Genomic DNA, 21,565 nt, shown 5'->3' with positions numbered 1-21,565 from the left:
GCGCCCCCGATTTTCAGGAGAGTACCCGCATGACACCAGCATCCGACGCCAGCCCGGTCAAACTCGCGCAGAACCAAGCCGCCAGGACCTTCTCCCTCCGGGAATGGTCGGAGCGCAACGCATCGCTGATCTGTCTGTGGATCATCATCGCCTGCGGATTCTGGCTGCGCTTCCTGCATCTGGGCACTCCTTCCCTGTGGTGGAACGAGCATCTGGTACCCCTCACGGCCCGATTTCCGCTGGCCTACATCTTCGACTGGACTCGGCTGTGCGAGATTCACCCACCCTACCTGTACATGTTCACCAAGTTCGTCCTGCTCATGGACGACTCCGACTTCACCTTGCGCCTCTTTCCGGCACTGACCGGCGTCGCGGCCATCGTGGTCGCCTACAAAGGCTACAGGGGCATCCTCGGGGAGAACGGAGCCCTTGTCCTTGCCGCGTTCATTGCCGTGAACCCCTTGCATCTCTTCTTGTCGCGCCAGCTCCGGCCCTACGCGCCCTTCATGCTGCTGTATCTGCTGAAGCTTCCGGTCTATTTTGCCCTGTTCGAGCGCAGCACTTCCAGGCGCCAAGCGGGCCTGTTCGCGCTGAACCTCCTGATGTTCTCGCTCAATTACCTGTCCTTCCTGCTGGTCTTCTGCGAAACCATCATCCTGGCCTTGGGGCTCCTGCTCCGGTCCAGGCCGTGGCTTCGCACGTCGTTTCTCTACGGTCTTCTTGGCGTGGCATCGTCCCTGCCGGTGCTTTGGCCGTTCCTGTCCAGGTCGGCAATCATCAAGGCTGAGATCAACCCCTTCACGTCCACGGCAGCGGACACTGTCCGCATCAGCCTGGATAACATCGGCAAGGCGCTCTATTTCTTCGAAAATCCCCTCCTGGTTGGGGCGATTGGATGCATGGCCGCGCTGGGATTCGTGTTGCTGTGGCGCAGGAACCGGGTTGTGGCCGCAGTCACAATGGCGCTTATCGTCACCCCGCTGGTGGTGCTGATTCTGGGCAAATACGGCTATGATTTCCGCCCCTGGAACGCCGTGTTCCTCATTCCGCTGCTGCTCATGCCAGTGGCCTGCTGCGCTGCCGGGCTTTTGCGCAGCGCTGCCGCAGCCCGCATCTTCGCTGCCGCGCTGGCGGTTTCCGGTATGGTTCACATCACCTCCCAGCACTGGGAAGCCTACTACACGGAGTATTCAGGCATCGAGGGGGGCTATCTGAAGCCCATGGGGCGCAGGCAGGCATCTTTCCTGGTGGCGGGAGAGCCCCTGGCCTGTCTCGACTCGGGCCAGTCCAGCGCGCTGGGATGGTACTTCTCCCAATGGTTCCAGCCGAGCCCACTGGCCAATCAGCATGTAGGCCAGGACCGCAAGGAGACCCGCTTCGTCCTGGCGGGCTACCGGGACGACGCTCCTGCCGGACGTGCGGAAGTGTTGGACCAGTTCACCATTCGCGGCGTCACTGCGGCGCGTCTTCGGGTCCCCTTCGAGCGGCCCTCCATCGTTACGCTGCCCTCCTCCGTCGCCCTGAATGCCGATCCGTATTCCGTCTATTCCAAAGCCAGCGAAATCACGGACGCCTCCCCCTGCTACGGCATGGGCTATCAGTTCATGCCCTCACGCCACAACGCTCCCACCATGATGCTCTTCGAGGTGGACAACGCCAACGCCTCGCGCACCCAGCAGCTCAAGCTGGACCTCAATTTCCACAACCACGGCGAGGGCAACTCCTTTCGCCTCCAGGGGCGCTTCGACGCAGAGGAATGGCAGGACTTGTTCACTCAGGAAGGCCCCACCAAAAGCGGGCAGGCCGTGCTGACGTTCAGGAGGTTCTCCCCCTACAAGCGCCTGGCGCTGCGGGTCGTCATGCTGGCCGTACCCGTGAGCCCGTCATATCCCGGCGACAACCTGGAGAGCGTCGCCTTCAAGGGGCTTCGCATTGACGCTGCGCCGCTGCATGGCGATCTTTTCAAGCCCGTCGGCCTTGACCCCACCATTTCCATGTCAGGATTGAACAGCGTAGAGTCCGAACAACACAACCACTGGCGCTGGGCTGTGGGAAAGAGCTCCACCGTCTCTTTCGACGCTCCCCCCGGCAGGGACCACATGACGTTGCGCTTCGCCGTGAACAACCCCATTCCCGGCCAGAAGATCGATGTTCTGGTGAATGGAGTCCGGACCGCCACGCTCCAGGACCTGCCCGCGCACCCCTGGATGCGCGCATTCGCGGAACAGGAATTACGCATCCCGGTAACACCGGGGCAGAACGTTCTGGAGTTTGCGTATTCCATGCAGAATGGACACGGGTTCGTCTTCAACGACAAGGACTCCACTCCGTACGCAGTCGCCTTCACCCGGCTGGAGCTCGATTTTTGATCCAGGCGTGGACTTGCCTGGACACTGCCGCTTTCGGGTTGTCCGTCCGCAGGGCCGCCGCGTCGTTGACACGCGGTTCAGCCCTGTTCCTTCCAGCCTCGGACACCCGCCGACCTCTGAGTCGCTGCCCTGGCGCCTGGGCGGCATCTGCGCGAAACCCTCTATCGGGTCCAGGGGGACAACAGTCGGGCCACCGGCGGGTGCAGGGCGGAGCCCGCCGGGGTCTGGGGCAGCGCCCCAGCCTCAGCTACTTGAGCCCCTGCTGGGCGCGCAGTTCGGCCTTGGCTTCGTTGAAATCGCTCTGGAATTGCGGGCTTGCGAACAGGTCGGCCAGGAATATGCCGGTCTCCATCTGGGCGGCGCAGACGTCGGTGGGCCAATGCTGCCCCAGGATCAGGCGGTTCAGGCCGTACTGGACGCCGTAGGTCAGGAGCTGCCCCTGTTTTTCCGGGATCATGTCGCCGAGCAGCACGCCGTCGACGAGTCCCAGCAGGGCGTGGCTGCTGGGGTAGGACGCAGGGGTGACGGGCCCATGGCTGTTGTAGATATTTTTCAGGGTATCGTTGGCGTTCTGGGTGTTGATGGTGACTTTCTGGAAGAAGCTGGTCGTGGCCGGGAGGTTCTGGGCGGTGAAGTCCTCGCCGAGCACAGCGGAGAAGTCGAAGACCGAAGGGATGGCGTCCGCCTGGGCCTGGGCCACCATCTGTGGGGTGGCGGTATTCATGACGGTGTTCAGGATGAGCATGTTTGCGCCTTGCGCGGCGGTCCCTGGGGCAGGCGGCTGCGGCAGGAGCATAAGTGCTTGCAACGCAGCCGCGTTGCTGGAGAAATACGCGTCGGGACCCAGGGATTGGCCCAGGCAAAATGTTGGCAGGGCCAGGGCCACAACAACGGCCATGGACGCGGCGAATGGTCGCATGCTGCTTCTCCTCGCTTGTTGATCGGATGACATGATTTAGGACATGTGCTGATTCTCAAGGCCTGATACGGTTGTATGTTTCGAATCAATCATGGACATTGCTTATGACAGACGAACACTCTTTTCAATCATGCCATTTTTACGACTCACTTGCTTTTTTACCAATACAGTGAAGCACGGACAACCACGCCATCCGTGTCTTACACTTTTTGAACACATACGCTGCACAGCGGGAAATTGAAATACATGCGTCCTCACAAGCCTACAACGCTACTCTCAGTATTTATATTTTTATTCGTTATTTTTTCATTCCTCTGCATGGAATTTTTCGCCAGGGTCAACAAATCCATCTTGAATATTCAACCTGTTCCGCATTTTTTCAGCAACAAGCTTGGCAATCTGAAACCATACCTCAGCGCATCTGCGTTCTGGCATCCGCGCATCCCCTACCTGTATGCAACGGATGGAAACGGCTTTCGCTCAAATAGCAGCACAAGCATTGAAACACCAGACAAGCTTATCTTGTGCCTTGGCGACTCGTATACATTTGGAGTCAGTGTTCCTGACACGGCGACCTTTCCTGCTGCGCTTGAAAAGCAGCTGAACGCGAAATCAGAATCACCAGCGCCATCGTATCGGATCATCAACTCGGGGACTCCTGACACTGGCATCGAAGACATTTATCTCTATTACATCGACAAAGCGCGAAATATCAAACCGAACCTGGTCATCTTGCAATTTGACATTCACAACATACGCCTGCTCTCCAAGCCGTATCGCTACAAATTCACCAGGCAAGACTACACGTACAACATTTTCAAGGATTTTTCCCTGGCGCGCGACATATCCCGTCTTTTCATCAAGCAACTTGAACAATTTCCGGCTTATTCATTGCTTTCGAAAGAGCTTTTCGGGGATCAGACACAGCCTGACGATTCCCGCAACATGGATATTGCCACGCAATTTCTTGAAAAGCGTGAGTACACCATATCCAGGACTGTCGACGACCTCCTCTCCGAGGATAAACGGATTCTCGACGAACAGAACCTGGAAACACTCTGGCCTCTCTGGAATCGATACCTTGATGTCCTTCTGAAGCTCAAACAATCCGTTGAGTCTGACGGAATCGACTTCCTCCTGGTCATCATTCCGCACCACGAACAGATGAACTCCTTTGACAACGCCCCCTCAGCAGCACTCATCCCATTTTGCATCCAAAACAACATCAAGTATCTTGATCTTACGGACAAATTCAGATCTCTCACCCGGGACAATGGCGTCGAGCTGTTTTGCAAACCGTTTGACTACCACTGCAATGTCCTCGGCAATTCCATCATAGCAGAGGGGATCTCCAAACGAATCGACTCCATAGGCGAAGCTCCACGCAAAACCGCTGCGTTCACGAGGAACATGCCGTCCTACAATCATGCCGTTCCGGACAAGGTTATGGTTACTTTCGATGAGGCAGGATATCCACACCTCTCTTCAACAGACTTTATGGAGATTGTTCATTTCAAACGCGACAACATTATCATAAGAAAAGAAGGGGATGGCTCGATCCAGTATGTGACCTGCGACCTCAAGAACGCTCCGACCGCATCCGCAACGCTTGAGCTGCGCATAAAAAAACCAGTCGATCAGGTTGGAGCAGTATTTTTCCCGCATCTCCAGGATGGTGACAACCGCTCCAATGCATTTTCCGCGTCGCTTTCCGCCAACAATGAGGAAACCAGTTTCTCGACCGCCAACTCAAACGCTCCGGAACGCTGGAAAGACCTTGAAAACATGTACCATGTAACACTCAAACCTGCGTCGGCTCAGATCAATACAATCACTGTGAAACTTGGTTTTGTCCGCGATGGCGGGTTCATCTTCGAGAACAAAGGCGACCAATCCTTCCGGCGCTTCGAACTGCTTCTCTACCCTCCGGACAAGGGCTGAGCGCATTGCACCCCATGATGGAGCGGCATCCCGGCCATACTCCGCCTTCGCCATTTTCCTTTTCGTGAAACAGAGCCCGTGGTATTATTCCCCACGACGAATAACTCCAAGGAAAGGCCATCATGCTCTGGGACCGCCACGACCTCGAGCGCTACGAGCGCTGGCTCGCCACCCCGCACGGGGCCTACGCCCTGGCGCAGGAGTGCCGCCTGCTGGAGTGGGTGACCGCCGGTTGGCCCCGGCGCTCGCGCACGCTCCTTGAGGTGGGTTGCGGTCCTGGCATGTTCCTGGAGTTCTTCCACCGGGCAGGCTTCGACGTGACCGGCTTCGACAAGTCCCCTGTGATGCTCGAAGCCGCGCGAGAACGCCTGGGCAACCGGGCCGACTTCAATCTGGGCGACGCAACCCACCTGCCCTACGACACGGACAGCTACGACTATGTTGCCATCCTGACCCTGCTCGAGTTCGTGGAGGACCCGATGCGGGTGCTGATCGAAGCCGCGCGCGTGGCCCGGCGCGGGGTGATCGTGGGGTACGTGAACCGCTTTTCGCTCTACCGGTTGTCGGCCAAACGCCACAAACTCCTGAGCCAGGCCAGGTGGTTCACCCCCTGGGGCATGCGCAGGCTGATTCGCAGGGCAGTGGGACCGGCCCCGGTGCACGAAGGCTGCGTGCTGCCCGGCCCAACCTGGACCTGGCGCGAGGGTTTTCCCTTGTGGGGGCTTGGCCGGATGGTGCTGCCCGTACCCATCGGGGCCTACTGCGCCTTGTCCGTGGACCTCACCCGAGAGCCTCCGCTTACGCCCCTGGCCGCTTTCGCAGGCGCCCAGCCTTCAAAGAGTTTTTGACAAGTCGAGGTGTTGGGGCTAACAGCCCGTGTTTGCGAGGCGCTCCGGCGCTGAAGGAATATCTATGGAAAAAATCCAGAAAATCAAAGGTTTCGCGGACATACTGCCTCGCGACGCCCAGGTTTACGACCGCCTGGAGCAGACCGCCAAGCGTGTTTTCGCCCAATACGGCTACAAGGAAGTGCGCCTGCCCATCCTTGAGCGCACCGAATTGTTCTCGCGCTCCATCGGCGAGGAGACGGACGTGGTCCAGAAGGAGATGTACACCTTCCCGGACCGCAAGGGCCGCTCCCTGACCATGCGCCCCGAGGCCACGGCGGGCGTGGTGCGCGCCTACGTTGAGAACGGCCTGCACGCCCAGGAGGAGCTCTCCAAGCTCTACTGCGCCGGGCCGATGTTCCGCTACGAGCGTCCGCAGAAAGGCCGCATGCGCCAGTTCCACCAGATCGACGTGGAGGCTTTCGGGTCGCCCTCGCCGTACCTGGACGCCGAGATGCTCTTCATGCTGGCCCAGTTCCTGACCGAACTTGGCCTTCAGGACCTGACCTTCGAGCTGAACTCGCTGGGGTGTTCCGCCCCGGATTGCCGCCCCGCCTACAACGACGCCCTGAACGAATACTTCCGGGGCTTCGACGGCGGCCAGCTCTGCGAGGACTGCCTGCGCCGCAAGCTGACCAACCCGCTGCGCGTGCTGGACTGCAAGGTCCCGGCCTGCAAGGAGCTGACCCGCTCCGCGCCGAAGATTTCGGACTACCAGTGCCAGTCCTGCCGCGACCACTTCTCAACCGTCACCGCGCTTCTTGATGCGGGCGGGCTGAACTACACCCTGAACCCTCGACTTGTGCGCGGCCTTGATTACTATGTACGCACGACCTTCGAGGTGACCTCGGGCAAGATCGGCGCGCAGTCGGCCGTGGCTGGCGGAGGCCGCTACGACGGCCTGGTGAAGACGCTTGGCGGGCCGGACCTGCCGGGCGTGGGCTTCGCCTGCGGCATGGAGCGCCTAGCCATGCTCATGGGAGAGTGCGCCCCTGAAGCGCCTGATTTCTATCTGGCGGTGCTTGGCGAGGCCGGGCTGCACGCAGGGCTTCTGCTCACCCAGAAGCTTCGCGCCGCCGGCATGACCGGCGAATGCGCCCTGGCTGCCAAATCCGCCAAGTCCCAGATGCGCCAGGCCGGAAAATCCGGCGCACGCTTCTGCCTGATCCTGGGCGACTCGGAGCTCGAGGCCGGGACCATCGTGGTCAAGGACATGACCGCCGGAACCCAGGACACCATAAGCCAGGACTCCCTCCTGGATCATCTTCGCAAGTAACCACCGGAGCATACGTTTCATGGACCCTATTCTTTCCGCTGACGAGGCCCCCCGCGCCGCCGATCCCCTGGGAGACTGGCGCCGCACCCACACCTGCTCCAAGCTGACCGCCGCCGACATCGGCGCTGATGTCTGCATCATGGGCTGGGTGCAGTTCCGCCGCGACCATGGCGGCCTCATCTTCGTGGACCTGCGCGACCGCGAGGGCCTGACCCAGGTGGTCTTCAGCCCGGACCACGCCCCCGCTGCCCACGCGCGCGCCCACGTGGTGCGCTCCGAGTACGTGCTGGCCATTCGCGGCACGGTGCGCTCGCGCCCTGAAGGCATGGCCAACCCCAACATGGTCACCGGCGAGATCGAGGTCGTGGTCAATGACTGGAAGCTCCTGAACACCTCCAAGACCCCGCCCTTCACCATTGAGGACCGCATCGACGCGGGCGAGGCGCTGCGCCTGAAGTACCGCTACCTGGACCTTCGCCGCCCCAAGCTCGCCCAGAACTTTATCCTGCGCTCCAAGGCGGCCCAGTCCGTGCGCCGCTACCTGGACTCCCTGGGCTTCCTGGAAGTGGAGACGCCCATGCTCACCAAGTCCACGCCCGAAGGCGCGCGCGACTTCCTGGTGCCCAGCCGCGTCAACCAGGGCGAGTTCTTCGCGCTGCCCCAGTCGCCCCAGCTGTTCAAGCAGCTGCTCATGGTGGCCGGGATGGATCGCTACTACCAGATCGTCAAATGCTTCCGCGACGAGGACCTGCGCGCCGACCGCCAGCCCGAGTTCACACAGATCGATATCGAGATGAGCTTCGTGGACGAGGAGCAGGTGATGGACATGGCCGAGACCATGATCCGCACCCTGTTTCGCGAGTGCCTGAACAAGGAGCTGCCCTGCCCCTTCCCCCGCATGACCTACGACGACGCCATGCGCGACTACGGCCTGGACAAGCCCGACGTGCGCTTCGACCTGAAGCTTACCGATGTGTCGGACATCGTGTGCGGCTGCGAGCTGCGCGTGTTCGCCAAGGCCGAGCTGGTCAAGGGCCTGCGCGTTCCCGGCGGCGAGACCATGACCCGCAAGGAGATCGACGAGCTCACCGAGTTCGTGAAGATCTACGGCGCGCAGGGTCTGGCCTGGATCAAGATCCGCGAGAACGAGTGGCAGTCGCCCATCGCCAAGTTCTTCTCCGACGAGGAGCGCGCCGCCCTGGCTGAGCGCCTCCAGCTTCAGGTTGGCGACATCGTGTTCTTCCAGGCCGGTGCTTCCGACATGGTGAACAACGCCCTGGGGTATCTGCGCGTGCAGCTGGGCGAGCGCCTGGGCCTCATCGACGAGAGCGTGTTCGCGCCCCTGTGGGTGACCGATTTCCCGCTGCTTGAATACTCCCCCGAGGACAAGCGCTGGGTGGCCAAGCACCACCCCTTCACCTCGCCCAAGGACGGACACCTGGAAGTCCTGAAGTCCGATCCGGGCGCAGCCCTGGCGCGCGCCTACGACCTGGTGCTGAACGGCAGCGAGATCGGCGGCGGTTCCATCCGCAACCATACGCTCGACAAGCAGTCCGCCATGTTCGAGGCCCTGGGCATCGACGCCCAGGAGGCCGAGGAGAAGTTCAGCTTCCTCTTGAACGCCCTCCAGTACGGCGCCCCCCCGCACGGCGGCATTGCCTTCGGCCTGGACCGGCTGGTGATGCTCATGGCCGGAGCCAAGTCCATCCGCGACGTCATCGCGTTCCCCAAAACCCAGAAGGCCACCTGCCTCATGACCGAAGCCCCCAGCGCCGTCGCCTCCAAGCAGCTGCGCGAACTGGGCATCAAGCTGCGGGAAAGCGCGGCCAAGGAAAGCCAATAGATCATGCCTCGCCCCATTCTCAAATATCCTCATCCTATCCTGAGCAAGCGCGCGGAGGAGATCACCGAGATCACCGATGAGCACAAGCAGCTTGCCAAGGACATGGCCGAGGCCATGTACGACCAGCGCGGCATCGGACTGGCCGCGCCCCAGGTGGGCGAATGCTGCCGCCTGATCGCCGTGGACATCTCCGGGCCTGACGAGCGCACGGAGCTTATGTTCCTGGTGAACCCGGTCATCGTTTCTCGTGAGGGAGAGGTGACGGACGAAGAGGGCTGCCTGTCCGTGGCCCAGTTCCGCGCCAAGGTGACGCGCTCCGAAAAGGTCGTGGTCAAGGCCAAGGATCTGGACGGCAAGGATGTGGAGCTTCCGGCGGACGGCATCCTGGCCGTGTGCCTGCAGCACGAGATCGACCACCTGGACGGCGTGCTGTTCATCGACCATATCAGCCGCCTGAAGCGCGCCCTGTACGACAACAAGATCAAGAAGTGGCAGAAAGCCAGGAAGCAGGAATCTTGAGAATAGTCTTCATGGGCACGCCGGACTTTGCGGCGGCGACCCTTGCCAAGGTCCTGGCCGCCTCCGGCACGGCTCCAGGCGGCCCGTTCGAGGTCGTCGGCGTGTACACCCAGCCCGACCGTCCCTGCGGTCGCGGCCACAAGTGCACGCCCTCGCCCGTCAAGCGCCTGGCCCTGGAGCACGGCCTGCCCGTGTTCCAGCCGCTGAACTTCAAGGACCCAGCCGACGTGGCCGAACTGGCCGCGCTGAAGCCGGACGTGCTTCTGGTGGCGGCCTACGGGCTCATCCTGCCGCAGTCCGTGCTGGACATCCCCGCACTTGGCCCCTGGAACGTGCACGGCTCGCTTTTGCCGCGCTACCGAGGAGCCGCGCCCATCCAGCGTTGCATCGAGAACGGCGACACCGAGACCGGCATCACCATCATGCGCATGGAGCGCGGACTGGACACCGGCCCCATGCTGCTCATGCGCCACATCCCCATCGGCCCGGACGAGACCGCCGGGGAGTTGCACGACCGTCTCGCAGAACTCGGCGCGGACATGGCCGTGGAGGCTCTGGGGCTTCTGGCCGCCGGACCTGTTTCGCCCACCCCCCAGGATGACGCCCAGGCGACCTACGCGGCCAAGATCACCAAGGACGACACCCTCATCCGATGGGACCGTCCCGTGCTGGAAGTGCACAACCACATCCGGGCCATGACTCCAAGGCCTGGAGCCTACTTCAACCTGCCCGTTCCAGGTGAAAATCGCCATATTCGCCTTCTGGCTCATCCTGGATGCCATGTGCAGGGCGATATGACGGACATGCCTCCAGGACGCGTCTGCGGGCTTGTCTCAGGGCGTCTTGTTATAGCCTGTGCTGATGGAACCTATCACATTCCATCGGTTCAACCTTCGGGCAAGAAATCCATGGACGCCACGGCCTTTGCCTGCGGTTACCTGAACAAGATCGACTGCGGCATCCCCCTGGTCTGTCCCGCACCTGAAGACCTGCTGGCCTGATCCGGCCCGTAGCCTTTCCTTCTTTGACGGTCCGGTTCCGCCGCCCATATTGCATTTCCACGCAAAGCGATTAGGTTGACCCCAACTATGGAAGCTGTCGAGTCTTCGCGCAAGCGCCTGTTCATCGGGCTCATCTCCGCATCCTCCCTGGTGGTGTGCGGCATTCTGGCGCTTTTGTGGATCGTGCCCACCATCGGGCTTAATTCCATCCACCCCTGGGCCTCGGCCGTGTGGGGCGTGATGGTGGCCTGCATCATCGCCGTGGTCGGCTGGGCCAGCCTGGGCCTGGCCTTGTCCGTGGCCGCCGGGCGCACCCTGCCCTTCACCAACCGACTGCGCGGCGTGACCATCAAGCTGTTCCTGCCGCTCATGATCATCCTGGCGCGCCTGTTCGGCATCTCCAAGGAGCGCGTGCGCAACTCCTTCATCAAGGTCAACAACGAACTGGTGCTGGGCCAGGGCCGCGACTACAAGCCCCACGAGATCCTGCTGCTCCTGCCCCACTGCCTGCAATCGAGCCGCTGCGGCGTGCGCCTGACCTACGACATCAACAACTGCACCCGCTGCGGCAAGTGCCCCGTGGCCGGGCTGCTGGCGCTGTCCGAGGCTTACGGCGTGGACATGGCCATCGCCACCGGCGGCACCATCGCCCGGCGCATCGTGGTGCAGAAACGCCCCAAGCTGATCCTGGCCGTGGCTTGCGAGCGCGACCTGTCCAGCGGCATCCAGGACACCTACCCCCTGCCGGTGTACGGCATCCTGAACGAACGGCCTCACGGACCCTGCCTGGACACCCTGGTGCCCCTCGACCAGATGGAGATCGCCCTGCGCTACTTCCTGCGCATGGAGGCCGCGCCGGTCGTCATCGTTCCGCGCATCCCCCGCATGCGCGACCTGGGCGTTTCCGACGGACAGCCCGGCACGTCCATCAACTGATTCCACGACGGCAGCTTTCCCGCAGCTTCAGGGACGCGTATCCAGGCATCCAGCGCGGACGGAGTTTCGCCGTCTTGCGGCACTGCGGCCATTCGACAAAACTTCAACTTCCGCGCCCATGCCCGGCTTCGGCACAGGCAGGACGCGGCCCCAGGTTTTCATGAACACCCCACAGACCGATCAGTCCTCTTCCGAACCCCAGGCCATACCTGCCGCGCGCGTGGCCGCGCTCACAGCCGTTGAACAGGCGCTTCCCATCAGCGGCAAACCCGGCCAGGACATCCAGCCCGCCCTGGACAACGCCCTGCGCGTGCTGCACGACCCCCGCGACAAGGGTCTGGCCACCGAACTTTCCTACGGATTCCTGCGCTTCAAGGGCCGCATGGACCATCTGGTGCGCCGCCACCTCGCCAAGCCCGAACGCACCCATCCCCTGATCCTGCGTGTGCTGGGCATGGCCGCCTTCGAGCTGACGCATCTGGGTGGCATTCCGCCCCACGCCACGCTCTCCTGGGCCGTGGACGCCGTGAAATCCCGCCTGGGGCAGGCCTCTGCAAACGTGGCCAACGCGGTGCTGCGCCGCATCCAGGACCTTGGACCCGACGCCCTGAACCGCGCTTTCTACGAACACGGCAGCACCTCGCGCGCCCAGGCGCTTTCCATCTGGTATTCCTGTCCGGAATGGCTGGTGCGGCTGTGGCTGCGCGACTACGGCGACAGGCGCACGCACGACCTGCTGGAAGCGCAGCTGCTGCCTCCGCTGACAGGAGTGCGCGTCAACGCCCTGCACGAGCGCGCACGCCCCGCCTTCGACTATCTGGTGTCACAGCCTGGAGTGGCCTACGCCGAATATCCGCCGTTTCTGGCCTACGACCCGGCCAAGGCCACCGCAGTGCTTCCTGACCTGGTTTCCGGCGAAAGGGAGGGGCTTCTGAGCCGTCAGAGCGTAGCCGTGGGCGACATCATGCGCCGCCTGGACAGCGTCAACTGGCCTGAGCCCATCTGGGACGCCTGCGCCGGGCGCGGCGGCAAGACCGCCGTGCTTCTGGAGCAGGGCCATGAGCGCGTGTGGGCTTCGGACGTGAACGCACGCAGGTTGCGCGGACTCAGGAACGAAATGAAGCGGCTCAACCTGCCGCAGATCCCGGCCTTCCTGACCAACGCCGCCACGGCCTGCTTCCGCGAGGCCCCGGCGACCATCCTGGTGGACGCGCCCTGCTCGGGTCTCGGCGTGCTGTCGCGTCGCCCGGACGCCAAATGGAAGCGCACCCAGACCGACATCACCAATCTGGCGGGCATCCAGCGCGCCATCATCCACGGCTGCGCTGACAAGCTGCCCGCAGGCGGCCTGCTGGTGTACATGACCTGCACCATGACCCGCGACGAGAACGAGCGTCAGGGCGAGATCATCGAGTCCCTGGGCTTCACGCGCGAGATCCTGGCCGGGTGGGATGACCAGAGCCTGTTGCGCGAGTTCTTCTACGGCGGGGTCTGGAAGAAGAATTCGTAATCGGTTCGTATTACGTTTCGGGTTGTTTCAAGTGATTCTTTAGGGCGAGGGCCGCGCGGCGAAGAGCTTCATCTTCGCTGCCCGGCCCTCGCTGCATAGTTTGTCCTGGATTTTCCGATGGTTGAAGTGGCACTTGAACGCGCCTGGAGAGATGCTTGAGGTTTTCTTGTGACTCTGCGGCGCTTCTTCGCCTCAATACTTGAAGGAATGCAACTCAACGGAATGGTTCAGGAGACTCTGCAAGGTTCGCGACGGAAGGAAAATGGCCAGGGATCAATAGCCTGACAACCTGTATGGATACTTGTGATTCAGGCCAGATGTCGATGCAGCTCTGGCACCTCTGGCAGCCAGGAAGCCAGCGCGAGAAAATGACCTTCTGCCGAGCCGGAGGCAACTGCCCCCGCTATGTCTCACGGCCCGTGGCAAAGGCCTCGCCCGAGGGCCTCCCCTGAAAGACGAGGCTGCCGGCCGCACGCGCATCTGGCGCATCAGTTCCCGGCCAGGCTGCGCAGGTCCTTCACCCGGTCCTCGGTCATCTGGGCTTCCTGGGTGCGTCGGGTGTACAGCACCAGTCCGGGATCGTTCACGGTGTGCTCCACGAGTTTCGCTTCTGCCTCGCGCCAGCGCATCCAGGCTTCCTGGGCCTCCCGAACGGCCTTGGCGAAGTCTTTGTCCTCCGAGTCCAGCAGGATGCCGTAGTAATTGGCCATTTCGCGCTCCGCTGCCCGCAGGCGAAGCGTGGCGCACTCGGTCATCTCAGCGACGCTGCCCGGCCTGTCGCAGTTCTGGGCCCGGGCGCAGGCGCTCCATGCCAAACATGCCACCAGGCATGCCGCAAGGAACACTGGCCTAGTCATCGAGCTCTGAAGGCTTCACGCGCTGGCCGCCTGCGCGGTACTGGCGCAGCCGCTCCAGGTGGTCATCGTTGTCCGAGAGAGACTGGTACTTGGCGACGAAATCTTCAATCTGTTGCGCTGGAATGATGAACTCGCCGTTCTCACCGCGCTTCAGATAGGGAAACTGTTCTCGGAGAAAGTCGTCATTGCATCGGCTCACGCTCGGATTTTTGTCACAGTTCATATGCCCTCCTTTCCGGCCTTCACGGATATTCGCTCCACGACCTTGCCGTAGTAGTGCTCGCCCGTTTCCAGGGCAAGTTCCTTGCCGGTTGCCCGTTTGGTCCGAAATTCCATCACCTGGAGCTTCAGCATCTGCCTGAGTTTCGTACGCTCTGCCGGGCTTTGGCCAAGCATGGCTTCCAGGCTGTCCAGACGCTTTTCCAGGGCTTTGTCCTGCTCGTGCTGCGCGTCCAGGTAGCCACCGTTCTTCAGAAGCGTGTAGGCCATGCGCAGCTCAGGCGGGATGTTGGCGTCGGCATCTAGGTCCAGGGGCTTGCCTGCTCCTGGCAGGTTCCTGAACTCGCCGCGCTCCGCTGCGGCGCGGATGCGCTCCTCGGCTACGTAGGCTATGGCCGCGATCATTTTCCCGGCGCTCCTGGCGTGGGCAGAGACGCAACCCACTGGGCCGCGTCGCCGGAAAGCCCGGAGAGCGCCCTGCTGCCCGCCTCCGCGATGGACTGCGCGTCCAGGGCCCGTGCCGGAATCTGCGCGCTGAAGGTGCGCGCCGCCAGCAGCTTCGTGCCCGATCCGTCCCAGATCTGGCAGTCCATGGCTGCGTTCATCACAGGTGGCTGTTCCTGCATCTCAAAGGAAGTCAGCGTGACGGTCATGCCCAAAGGGGCCTCGGTGGAGGAGCGCACCGGCCAGATGGCGGCCAGCCCGGGCGTGCAGTTCACGGCCCGCACCAGGGCCTGTTCGGCCAGACGGCAGGGAGACGCCTCCCAGTACCAGCGTAGGCTCGGCGACATGACCCGTCCGCGCGCCAGCATCACGGCCTGGCGGTCCAGGGCGTCGGCGGATTTCACCTGCCGAAGGGCCACGGCCACGCGGGCCTTGCCCGTGTGCATCTCCTGGGCGCAGGCCGCCTCTCCCCCGCCAACCCGCAAATATTCTTCAACCGGGCCGGGCTTGCCCAGGCATCCGCCCAGGAACGCGCTTGTGGCCAGAATCAGCCAGGCCGCCGTTGTCAATCGTGCGTGGATCATTTGCGCTCCGTGGGTTTGTTGACGATCTCCCAGGGCCTCTCGCGCAGCCGGGACGCCAGATGCTTCAGATCCGTGCTCAAACGCTCCACGTTGCCCAGGATGTCTTCAAGCTGGGCCTGATCGTGGCGCACCGCCTTGTGCACGGTGTCCGTGAGCGCTCCCACCTGCTTCACCTCTCCCCGAATGTCGGCCAGGGTCTTCTCAAGCTCGCGCTTGAGCGTATCCACGGCCTGCTCCATGCTTTTCAGGGTGCGCGAGGCGTTGTCCGCAGCCTGCTGCCCGCTTCCGGCCAGCTTCGCGAAGTCTCCGCGCACCTGGGTCACCGTGGTTTGCAAGTCGCTCACCAAGGCCGGTGCCTTCTGGAGCAGCTCCGCGATGCGCGCCGAGTTCTCGCTGGTAAGCAGCGATTCCAGGCTCATGGCGATGCGTTCCAGGCGCGGGCGCAACTCCATGAGGATCTCCCCGGCCATGCCCGCCAGCTGGGACATGTCCACGGTCTCCATGGACTGTATGAACGATCCGGGAGGAAGAGGCTCCCCCAGCTTTCCCTGAGGGTCAAGAAACACGTAGTAATCGCCCACCAGGCCCTTCTGGGCGATTCTGGCCACCACGCCCTCGCGCATCTCCACGCGCGTGGTCAGGCCGATCACCACGCGGATCATGCGGGGGTCTTCCGGGTCCACGCCGATGGACAGGATGCGTCCCACGTCCAGGCCGCCGTACTTCACCGGCCTGCCGCTGGAGAGGTCCTTCACGCTTTTGAAGCGGATGTTGTAGAGTTCCAGGTTCTCCCAGAAGCGGTATCCGCCCAGAACCACCACGAACGCTCCCAGGATGGCCAGACACAAGACGATGGCCGCGCTGGCTTTCACGGTGTCCTTCACGTGTGCTGTTTTCGAAAACACGCCTTCTTCCTTGTTCGGGGTCGGTCCCGCTGGGGACGGTTCGTCAGATCGATTCCGCCAGGTTGTGCTTCCTGCGCGACGGCTCCCGGTTCAGGAACTGCCGCAGGAACTCGTCCTGGCTGTCGCGCAGGCCTTCCGGGCCTCCCTGGTAGACCATATGGCCCTTGTTCAGCACTACCACATGATCGGCGATGGTGAAAACGCTTTGCAGGTCGTGCGAGACCACCACCGTGGTCATGCCAAAGGCTTCCTTGAGCTCCAGGATGAGCTGGTCCAGGTCTGCGGCGGTGATGGGGTCCAGGCCCGAGGTGGGCTCGTCGCAGAGCAGCACGCGCGGGTCCAGGGCCAGGGCCCGCGCCAGTCCGGCGCGCTTTCGCATGCCCCCGGAGAGCTGGTTGGGAAAATAGTCCATGAAGTCATCAAGCCCCACCAGCCCGAGCTTCATGCGGACGATGGTTTCAATGATGTCCTCGTCCAATCTGGTGTGCTCGCGCATGGGCAACGCAATGTTCTCCCCCAGCGGGATGGACCCCAGGAGCGCCCCGTCCTGGAACAGCACGCCCATGCGGCGGCGGATCTCGCGCAATTCGTCCCCGGTCAGGGCGTAGAGGTCGGAATCGCCCATCAGCACGCGCCCTTCGGTGGGGGGCAAAAGCCCCAGGATGGTTTTGAGCAGCGTGGACTTTCCCCCACCGGACCCACCCAGGATCACGCTTATCTGGCCGCTGGGCAGCACGGCTTCGACGCCGCTCAGCACCATGCGGTTGGAATAGCCCACGGACACCGCATCCAGGCGGATTTCCGGGGCCTCGTGGGTGGTGGTCCAGGTCAGGCTCATATCAGCGCGACACGTAGGTGAGGCCGGTGAAAAACAGGTCCAGCAGCACGATCAGGAAGATGGACTGCACCACCGACCGGGTGGTGCGCCTGCCCACGTCCAGCGCGCCTTCCCTGGCCAGAAACCCCTGCCAGCAGCCGATGAGCGTGATGGCCAGCCCGAAGGCGAAGCTCTTCACCAGCCCGGAGAAGAAGATGCGAAGCGTGATGAAGTTGGCGGTCTGCTCGTAGTAGCCCTGGGCCGAGAGCCCGAGCACCATCACCGAGAAGATTCCCCCGGACAACACGCCCGTGAAATCGGCCCACAGGGCCAGAAGCGGCGACATGACCATCATGGCGATGCACTTGGGCCAGACCAGATAGCGCACCGAGTCCAGGCCCATCACTTCCAGGGCGTCGATCTCCTCGGAGATCTTCATGGTGGCGATTTCCGCAGTGAATGCCGCGCCTGCGCGGCCGGAGAGGATGAGCGCGGTGAGCAGCGGGCCGAGCTCCGCGACGATGCTTATGCCCACAAGGTTGGCCACGTAGGACATGGCCCCGACTTTTTCCAGCTGCGACGCGGCCTGCAAAGCCAGGATGATGCCCGTGCAGGAGGCGATGACGCTGACGATGGGCAGCGAATCCGCCCCGACCCAGGCGAAATGGCTCCAGGTCTGCCAGCTCATGTAGGGTTTGCCCGTGAAGGGCCTTCTGGCGCACCCCAGCAGGCGGTTCACCAGCCAGATGAATTGATCGAATTCCCTGGCCATGGTCAGCAGTCCCCCGGTTCCCTGGACGGAGCCACGGACCTGCCTTGGAGAAACACGCGTTCCCCGGACTGGCGTCGGGCCAGCCTCATCCGGCTCCTGCCCGCAGCACGCTCTCAGATTCCAAAAAGTTCCCCGATCTGGGTGAGGGTGAACAGCTTTTGCACTTGTCCAGACACCGCCACAATGACGACCGAACGGTTACTGTTCTTCAGCAATTTCCGTATCTCGATCAGAATGGCCAGCCCGGAGCTGTCGATGTAGGACAACTTGGACAGATCGAGCTTCACTTCGCCCTGTGTCTGTTCGCAGTACTCCTTCAGCCATTGCCGCACTTCCAGGGAATTGGTGAAATCCACCTCGCCCTCGATGACGGCAGCGCCTGCGGCTGTGTCCTTCGTCGCGGTCCAGGCTGTCTGTTTTTCTTCGGGCATGGGACGTTCACCTCATTCGATATCGAGCCAGGTTTCGATGTTTGGGACAGGGTCTTTGAGCAGCGCGCGGGCAAGGCTCTCCGGAGTGGCGACGGCCGTGCCCACCTGCCCCACCACGATGCCGGCGGCGTGGTTGGCCAGAATGCTGGCCTGAGGTAGGCTGAATCCCGCGCCTAGAGCCAACGCCAGCACGGAGATGACCGTGTCGCCGGCCCCTGTGACGTCAAACACGTTGCGGGCAACGGTTGGCACGTGCAGGACGGCCCCTGGCCGCTCGAACACCGCCATGCCCTCGGCTCCCAGAGTGATGCAGGCCTGACGGCAGCGCAGCTTCTTGAAAAGGGCCAGGCCGGCCTTGATGACGCCTTCGCGCCCCGAGGCGGCCACGCCTGAAATCTCGCATGCTTCCTTGGCGTTGGGCGTCACCAGGTCAACGCCTGTGTACAACGGCGCGTTGACCACCTTGGGGTCCACCAGCACAATGCGGGGCAGATCGTCGTCGCCACCGGCCTGCAAGGCCCGCACGGTGTCCATGACCGCCTTGCACACCACGCCCTTGCCATAGTCTGACACCACGATCACCCGGATTCCATAGGCCACGCGGCGCAGCAGCGAATCAAGCGCCTCCAGGCTGTGCCCTGAGAGCTGGCGCGATTCCTCGCGGTCCACCCGGATCATCTGCTGGTTTCGGGCGATGATGCGGGTCTTGATTGTGGTGGTGCGATTCTTTTCCACCAGCAGGTGCCCGGTGAGGTTCTCGCGTGACAGCAACTCCCCGAGCATGCGTCCCGGATCGTCCGCCCCCACCACGCTGACCAGCTGCGGACTGCCTCCCAGGGCGGCAATGTTTCGGGCCACGTTGCCCGCTCCGCCCAACAGGTGGCGCTCCTCGCGCACGTGCACCACCGGCACGGGCGCTTCCGGGGAGATGCGCTCGGCGTCCCCGGAGAGATAATGGTCCAGCATCACGTCGCCGACCACCAGCACGCCGACTCCGGACAGGCGCTCCACAGCGCCCTCGAAGTCCCGCGCCGAGGGCGGGACGCTAGGCATCGCCCACTCCCCACTCTTCAAGAAGCGCTTTAAGCTCTTCCTGCGAGGAATATGAAAACGTTATCTTGCCCCTGCCCTGATCGCCGCCGAGCTTGACGTTGGCGCGGAACCTGTCGCGCAGGCGCGCGGCCAGGATGGTCATTTCCTCAGGCTGGGGGGGCCTTTTGCGCCGCGATTCGCCGGTGCGGGCGGGTTCGGCAGTGTTCTGCGACAAGACCGGCCCTTCGGGCAGGCTGCCGTGCTCCTTCCAGTAACTGGCCAGTTCCTCGGTGTCGCGCACTGAGAGTCCCTGTCCGGTGATCCGCTTCCACAGCTCTTCCTGGGCCGCAGCATCGGACACAGCCAGAAGCGCCCGGGCGTGGCCCGCGCTGATGGCATCTGAGAACAGGCTCTCCTGGATGGGTCCGGGAAGCTGGAGCAGGCGCAGACTGTTGGCCACGGCGGAGCGGCTCTTGCCCACGCGCTGGGCCAGGGCCTCCTGGCTTAAGGAAAACGAGTTGAGCAGCTGGTCGAAGCCTTTGGCCTCTTCCAGGGCGTTCAGGTTTTCGCGCTGGAGGTTCTCGATGAGCGCCAGGGCCAGGCTCTGTTCGTCCGTGACCTCGCGCACGATTGCCGGGATCTCTTCCAGCCCGGCCAACTTGCTGGCGCGCAGGCGGCGTTCTCCGGCCACCAGCTCGTAACCGTGGCTCGCGCCCGACACGGGGCGGATCATGATGGGCTGAAGGACCCCCTGCTCCTTGATTGAGCTGGCCAGATCATTCAGCGCCTGCGGATCGAATTCCAGGCGCGGCTGCCTCGGGTTCGGCTTGACGTCCTCAAGACGGACCAGGATAACTTCCGGGTGTTCCTTGCCAACGGCCATGCCTTTCAGCAAGACATCCAACCCGCGACCCAAACCTTTTGCTCCGGCCATCCTGGCTCCCTCCCGCCCCACAGGCAGACTGCTTGACATCACTCCTGAACTCCTTACCCTCAAGCGTGTTACGAAGGCAACCGCCACAGGCGGTTTAGCATCCTATTTTCCCCGGAGGACATACTTGAACGCCGAGAAAACCCACTTTCAGCCGGTCTACGACCAGGACAAGAACATCCTGGGCATCTGGATAAGCCCCCAGCTTTGGGCCAAGGTTGAGTCAGCTGTCTCCGACACCTTCGACAAGGCCCTGGAAGAGCTCTCCCCCCAGCCCAAGAAAGAGATGGTCGAGCCCATGAAGGACTGGGATCTGCTGGCCCAATACTGGGACTGGGCCTATCCCATGCCAATGGACGTCCACTGTGAACAGTGCGGCGCACAAACACCCGACTGGCAAAAGGACGAACCCCGCAAGTTCCGCCTTTGCTCCGCCACCCTGGCTGGCCTGGTCAACTTCGAATGCCTGGGCTGCCGCTCGCACATCATCAAAAAGCACTTCAAGAAGCACGTCGACGTGGAGTGCCGCCCCTTCCTCGAAAAATAAAAGGCAGGAGCCGCATGGCTCCTGCCCCATTCTCCATTCTTTTCCCTGCCGCTACAGCGGCATGCGGCACAGCACTTCCCTGGCCAGCCCCAGGTAGGCTTCCGCCCCCTTGGACTTCACGTCGTACCCGATGACCGACTGACCGTAGCTGGGCGCTTCGGACACCCGCACGTTGCGCGGGATGAGCGTCTCGAAATGGTGTTTTGGGAAGCAGCGCCGGATCTCGCGCTTCACGTGCCTGTTCAGCTTGTTGCGTCCGTCGTACATGGTCAGGACCACGCCAAGCAGCAAAAGGCGCGAATTGAAGCGCTTGCGCACAAGATCGTAGGTCTTCAGCAGCTGGGCGATGCCTTCCAGGGCGTAGTACTCGCACTGGAGCGGAACCAGCAGCTCTGTTGCCGCGCACAGGGCGTTCAACGTGACCAGGCCCAGGGAGGGAGGACAATCCAGCAGGATGAAATCGTAGGAATCAATCAGGGTGCCGACGACTTCGCGCAGGTAGTTCTCGCGTCCCTGCTTGTCCACCAGCTCGATGTCGGCTGCCACCAGGTCGGACGTGGAGGGCAGTACCTGCAAAAACGGGAGCGAGGTTTCGTAGATGGCCTTGCTGGCGTTCTGCGGCTCGTACAGGACGGAATAGAGGTTCTCCGTGACCTGCTCCTGGTAGATGCCCAGGCCGCTGGACGCGTTACCCTGCGGATCGCAGTCGATCAGCAGGGTTTTTTTTTCCATCACGGCCAGAGCCGCCGCCAGATTGACGGCCGTGGTGGTCTTTCCCACCCCGCCTTTCTGGTTTGCGACTACGATACAACGGCCCATAGGACT

General features: G+C 62.6%; 22 protein-coding genes. 10 read left to right on the top strand and 12 right to left on the bottom strand.

The genetic code is table 11. The features are described from left to right. Positions 1–29 precede the first annotated feature (29 nt). Complete coding sequence (locus tag G453_RS0118320; protein WP_027192202.1) at positions 30–2,369, top strand: glycosyltransferase family 39 protein; 2,340 nt, start codon at positions 30–32, stop codon at positions 2,367–2,369. Between the two features lie 247 nt (positions 2,370–2,616). Here the strand turns inward: G453_RS0118320 and G453_RS25120 are convergent, their stop codons facing one another. Next, positions 2,617–3,288: a phosphatase PAP2 family protein gene (locus tag G453_RS25120; protein ID WP_043646355.1), complete on the bottom strand. Its 672-nt coding sequence runs from the start codon at positions 3,286–3,288 to the stop codon at positions 2,617–2,619. Between the two features lie 318 nt (positions 3,289–3,606). Here G453_RS25120 and G453_RS0118310 point away from each other — a divergent pair, with 318 nt between their 5' ends. The 8 genes from G453_RS0118310 (at position 3,607) to G453_RS25105 (ending at position 13,201) form a co-directional block, all read left to right on the top strand. Further along, positions 3,607–5,229 (top strand): SGNH/GDSL hydrolase family protein, encoded by a 1,623-nt coding sequence (locus G453_RS0118310; protein ID WP_156921007.1) that lies wholly within the window; start codon positions 3,607–3,609, stop codon positions 5,227–5,229. Positions 5,230–5,351: 122 nt separating this feature from the next. Continuing rightward, a complete protein-coding gene (locus G453_RS0118305; RefSeq protein ID WP_027192199.1) occupies positions 5,352–6,077 on the top strand; it encodes a class I SAM-dependent methyltransferase in 726 nt (241 codons plus the stop codon). Between the two features lie 64 nt (positions 6,078–6,141). After that, positions 6,142–7,392 carry a histidine--tRNA ligase gene (gene hisS, locus G453_RS0118300; protein WP_027192198.1) on the top strand — a complete coding sequence of 417 codons (1,251 nt, stop codon included), beginning with the start codon at positions 6,142–6,144 and terminating at the stop codon, positions 7,390–7,392. Positions 7,393–7,411: 19 nt separating this feature from the next. Beyond that, the gene (aspS, locus tag G453_RS0118295; protein WP_051272604.1) at positions 7,412–9,235 is read left to right on the top strand and encodes an aspartate--tRNA ligase; all 1,824 of its coding nucleotides are present in this window, start codon (positions 7,412–7,414) and stop codon (positions 9,233–9,235) included. 3 nt (positions 9,236–9,238) lie between these two features. Continuing rightward, positions 9,239–9,754, top strand: coding sequence for a peptide deformylase (gene def / locus G453_RS0118290; RefSeq protein ID WP_027192196.1), 516 nt, complete (start codon positions 9,239–9,241; stop codon positions 9,752–9,754). 11 nt (positions 9,755–9,765) lie between these two features. Continuing rightward, entirely contained in the window at positions 9,766–10,755 is a 990-nt protein-coding gene (gene fmt, locus G453_RS25115) for a methionyl-tRNA formyltransferase (RefSeq protein ID WP_051272603.1), read from the top strand. 87 nt (positions 10,756–10,842) lie between these two features. Continuing rightward, the gene (locus tag G453_RS25110; protein WP_084502530.1) at positions 10,843–11,691 is read left to right on the top strand and encodes a DUF116 domain-containing protein; all 849 of its coding nucleotides are present in this window, start codon (positions 10,843–10,845) and stop codon (positions 11,689–11,691) included. 160 nt (positions 11,692–11,851) lie between these two features. Then, the gene (locus G453_RS25105) at positions 11,852–13,201 is read left to right on the top strand and encodes a transcription antitermination factor NusB (protein ID WP_051272602.1); all 1,350 of its coding nucleotides are present in this window, start codon (positions 11,852–11,854) and stop codon (positions 13,199–13,201) included. A gap of 488 nt (positions 13,202–13,689) precedes the next feature. On the opposite strand, the gene G453_RS25100 is transcribed toward G453_RS25105, so the two are convergent. The 10 genes from G453_RS25100 to G453_RS0118225 form a co-directional block, all read right to left on the bottom strand. After that, a complete protein-coding gene (locus G453_RS25100) occupies positions 13,690–14,016 on the bottom strand; it encodes a lysozyme inhibitor LprI family protein (protein ID WP_169725366.1) in 327 nt (108 codons plus the stop codon). A gap of 34 nt (positions 14,017–14,050) precedes the next feature. Further along, entirely contained in the window at positions 14,051–14,281 is a 231-nt protein-coding gene (locus G453_RS0118265) for a hypothetical protein (protein WP_027192194.1), read from the bottom strand. Next, positions 14,278–14,682 (bottom strand): DnaJ family domain-containing protein, encoded by a 405-nt coding sequence (locus tag G453_RS0118260; protein ID WP_043646348.1) that lies wholly within the window; start codon positions 14,680–14,682, stop codon positions 14,278–14,280. Before G453_RS0118260 ends, G453_RS0118265 begins: the two co-directional genes overlap by 4 nt. Continuing rightward, positions 14,679–15,305: an ABC-type transport auxiliary lipoprotein family protein gene (locus G453_RS0118255; RefSeq protein ID WP_027192192.1), complete on the bottom strand. Its 627-nt coding sequence runs from the start codon at positions 15,303–15,305 to the stop codon at positions 14,679–14,681. Before G453_RS0118255 ends, G453_RS0118260 begins: the two co-directional genes overlap by 4 nt. Next, positions 15,302–16,210 carry an MlaD family protein gene (locus G453_RS0118250; RefSeq protein ID WP_027192191.1) on the bottom strand — a complete coding sequence of 303 codons (909 nt, stop codon included), beginning with the start codon at positions 16,208–16,210 and terminating at the stop codon, positions 15,302–15,304. Before G453_RS0118250 ends, G453_RS0118255 begins: the two co-directional genes overlap by 4 nt. A gap of 43 nt (positions 16,211–16,253) precedes the next feature. Beyond that, positions 16,254–17,048 carry an ABC transporter ATP-binding protein gene (locus tag G453_RS0118245; RefSeq protein WP_027192190.1) on the bottom strand — a complete coding sequence of 265 codons (795 nt, stop codon included), beginning with the start codon at positions 17,046–17,048 and terminating at the stop codon, positions 16,254–16,256. Between the two features lies 1 nt (position 17,049). After that, positions 17,050–17,799 (bottom strand): ABC transporter permease, encoded by a 750-nt coding sequence (locus G453_RS0118240; protein WP_027192189.1) that lies wholly within the window; start codon positions 17,797–17,799, stop codon positions 17,050–17,052. A gap of 113 nt (positions 17,800–17,912) precedes the next feature. Then, positions 17,913–18,230, bottom strand: a complete 318-nt coding sequence (locus G453_RS25095; RefSeq protein ID WP_051272600.1) for an STAS domain-containing protein — start codon at positions 18,228–18,230, stop codon at positions 17,913–17,915. A 12-nt stretch (positions 18,231–18,242) separates the two neighbouring features. Next, on the bottom strand, positions 18,243–19,283 hold the full coding sequence (locus G453_RS0118230) for a bifunctional heptose 7-phosphate kinase/heptose 1-phosphate adenyltransferase (RefSeq protein WP_051272599.1): 1,041 nt from the start codon (positions 19,281–19,283) through the stop codon (positions 18,243–18,245). Beyond that, positions 19,276–20,235 carry a ParB/RepB/Spo0J family partition protein gene (locus tag G453_RS0118225; protein WP_235731819.1) on the bottom strand — a complete coding sequence of 320 codons (960 nt, stop codon included), beginning with the start codon at positions 20,233–20,235 and terminating at the stop codon, positions 19,276–19,278. The genes G453_RS0118230 and G453_RS0118225 overlap by 8 nt, the downstream gene beginning before the upstream one ends. Before the next feature lie 85 nt (positions 20,236–20,320). Between G453_RS0118225 and G453_RS0118220 the strand changes: the two genes are divergently transcribed. Beyond that, complete coding sequence (locus tag G453_RS0118220; protein ID WP_027192186.1) at positions 20,321–20,740, top strand: hypothetical protein; 420 nt, start codon at positions 20,321–20,323, stop codon at positions 20,738–20,740. A 51-nt stretch (positions 20,741–20,791) separates the two neighbouring features. Here the strand turns inward: G453_RS0118220 and G453_RS0118215 are convergent, their stop codons facing one another. Continuing rightward, complete coding sequence (locus G453_RS0118215) at positions 20,792–21,559, bottom strand: ParA family protein (RefSeq protein WP_027192185.1); 768 nt, start codon at positions 21,557–21,559, stop codon at positions 20,792–20,794. Between the last annotated feature and the right edge of the window lie 6 nt (positions 21,560–21,565).

It is taken from the genome of Fundidesulfovibrio putealis DSM 16056 (assembly GCF_000429325.1).
GTDB lineage: Bacteria > Desulfobacterota > Desulfovibrionia > Desulfovibrionales > Desulfovibrionaceae > Fundidesulfovibrio > Fundidesulfovibrio putealis.
This window is presented reverse-complemented; position numbering and strand designations above follow the sequence as displayed.

Bases quoted from the DNA above. Each gene is read 5' to 3' on its own strand.
- G453_RS0118320 (WP_027192202.1), top strand. From the start codon at position 30: ATGACACCAGCATCCGACGCCAGCCCGGTCAAACTCGCGCAGAACCAA.
- G453_RS25120 (WP_043646355.1), bottom strand. From the start codon at position 3,288: ATGCGACCATTCGCCGCGTCCATGGCCGTTGTTGTGGCCCTGGCCCTG.
- G453_RS0118310 (WP_156921007.1), top strand. From the start codon at position 3,607: ATGGAATTTTTCGCCAGGGTCAACAAATCCATCTTGAATATTCAACCT.
- G453_RS0118305 (WP_027192199.1), top strand. From the start codon at position 5,352: ATGCTCTGGGACCGCCACGACCTCGAGCGCTACGAGCGCTGGCTCGCC.
- hisS (WP_027192198.1), top strand. From the start codon at position 6,142: ATGGAAAAAATCCAGAAAATCAAAGGTTTCGCGGACATACTGCCTCGC.
- aspS (WP_051272604.1), top strand. From the start codon at position 7,412: ATGGACCCTATTCTTTCCGCTGACGAGGCCCCCCGCGCCGCCGATCCC.
- def (WP_027192196.1), top strand. From the start codon at position 9,239: ATGCCTCGCCCCATTCTCAAATATCCTCATCCTATCCTGAGCAAGCGC.
- fmt (WP_051272603.1), top strand. From the start codon at position 9,766: ATGGGCACGCCGGACTTTGCGGCGGCGACCCTTGCCAAGGTCCTGGCC.
- G453_RS25110 (WP_084502530.1), top strand. From the start codon at position 10,843: ATGGAAGCTGTCGAGTCTTCGCGCAAGCGCCTGTTCATCGGGCTCATC.
- G453_RS25105 (WP_051272602.1), top strand. From the start codon at position 11,852: ATGAACACCCCACAGACCGATCAGTCCTCTTCCGAACCCCAGGCCATA.
- G453_RS0118265 (WP_027192194.1), bottom strand. From the start codon at position 14,281: ATGAACTGTGACAAAAATCCGAGCGTGAGCCGATGCAATGACGACTTT.
- G453_RS0118260 (WP_043646348.1), bottom strand. From the start codon at position 14,682: ATGATCGCGGCCATAGCCTACGTAGCCGAGGAGCGCATCCGCGCCGCA.
- G453_RS0118255 (WP_027192192.1), bottom strand. From the start codon at position 15,305: ATGATCCACGCACGATTGACAACGGCGGCCTGGCTGATTCTGGCCACA.
- G453_RS0118245 (WP_027192190.1), bottom strand. From the start codon at position 17,048: ATGAGCCTGACCTGGACCACCACCCACGAGGCCCCGGAAATCCGCCTG.
- G453_RS0118240 (WP_027192189.1), bottom strand. From the start codon at position 17,799: ATGGCCAGGGAATTCGATCAATTCATCTGGCTGGTGAACCGCCTGCTG.
- G453_RS25095 (WP_051272600.1), bottom strand. From the start codon at position 18,230: ATGCCCGAAGAAAAACAGACAGCCTGGACCGCGACGAAGGACACAGCC.
- G453_RS0118230 (WP_051272599.1), bottom strand. From the start codon at position 19,283: ATGCCTAGCGTCCCGCCCTCGGCGCGGGACTTCGAGGGCGCTGTGGAG.
- G453_RS0118225 (WP_235731819.1), bottom strand. From the start codon at position 20,235: ATGTCAAGCAGTCTGCCTGTGGGGCGGGAGGGAGCCAGGATGGCCGGA.
- G453_RS0118215 (WP_027192185.1), bottom strand. From the start codon at position 21,559: ATGGGCCGTTGTATCGTAGTCGCAAACCAGAAAGGCGGGGTGGGAAAG.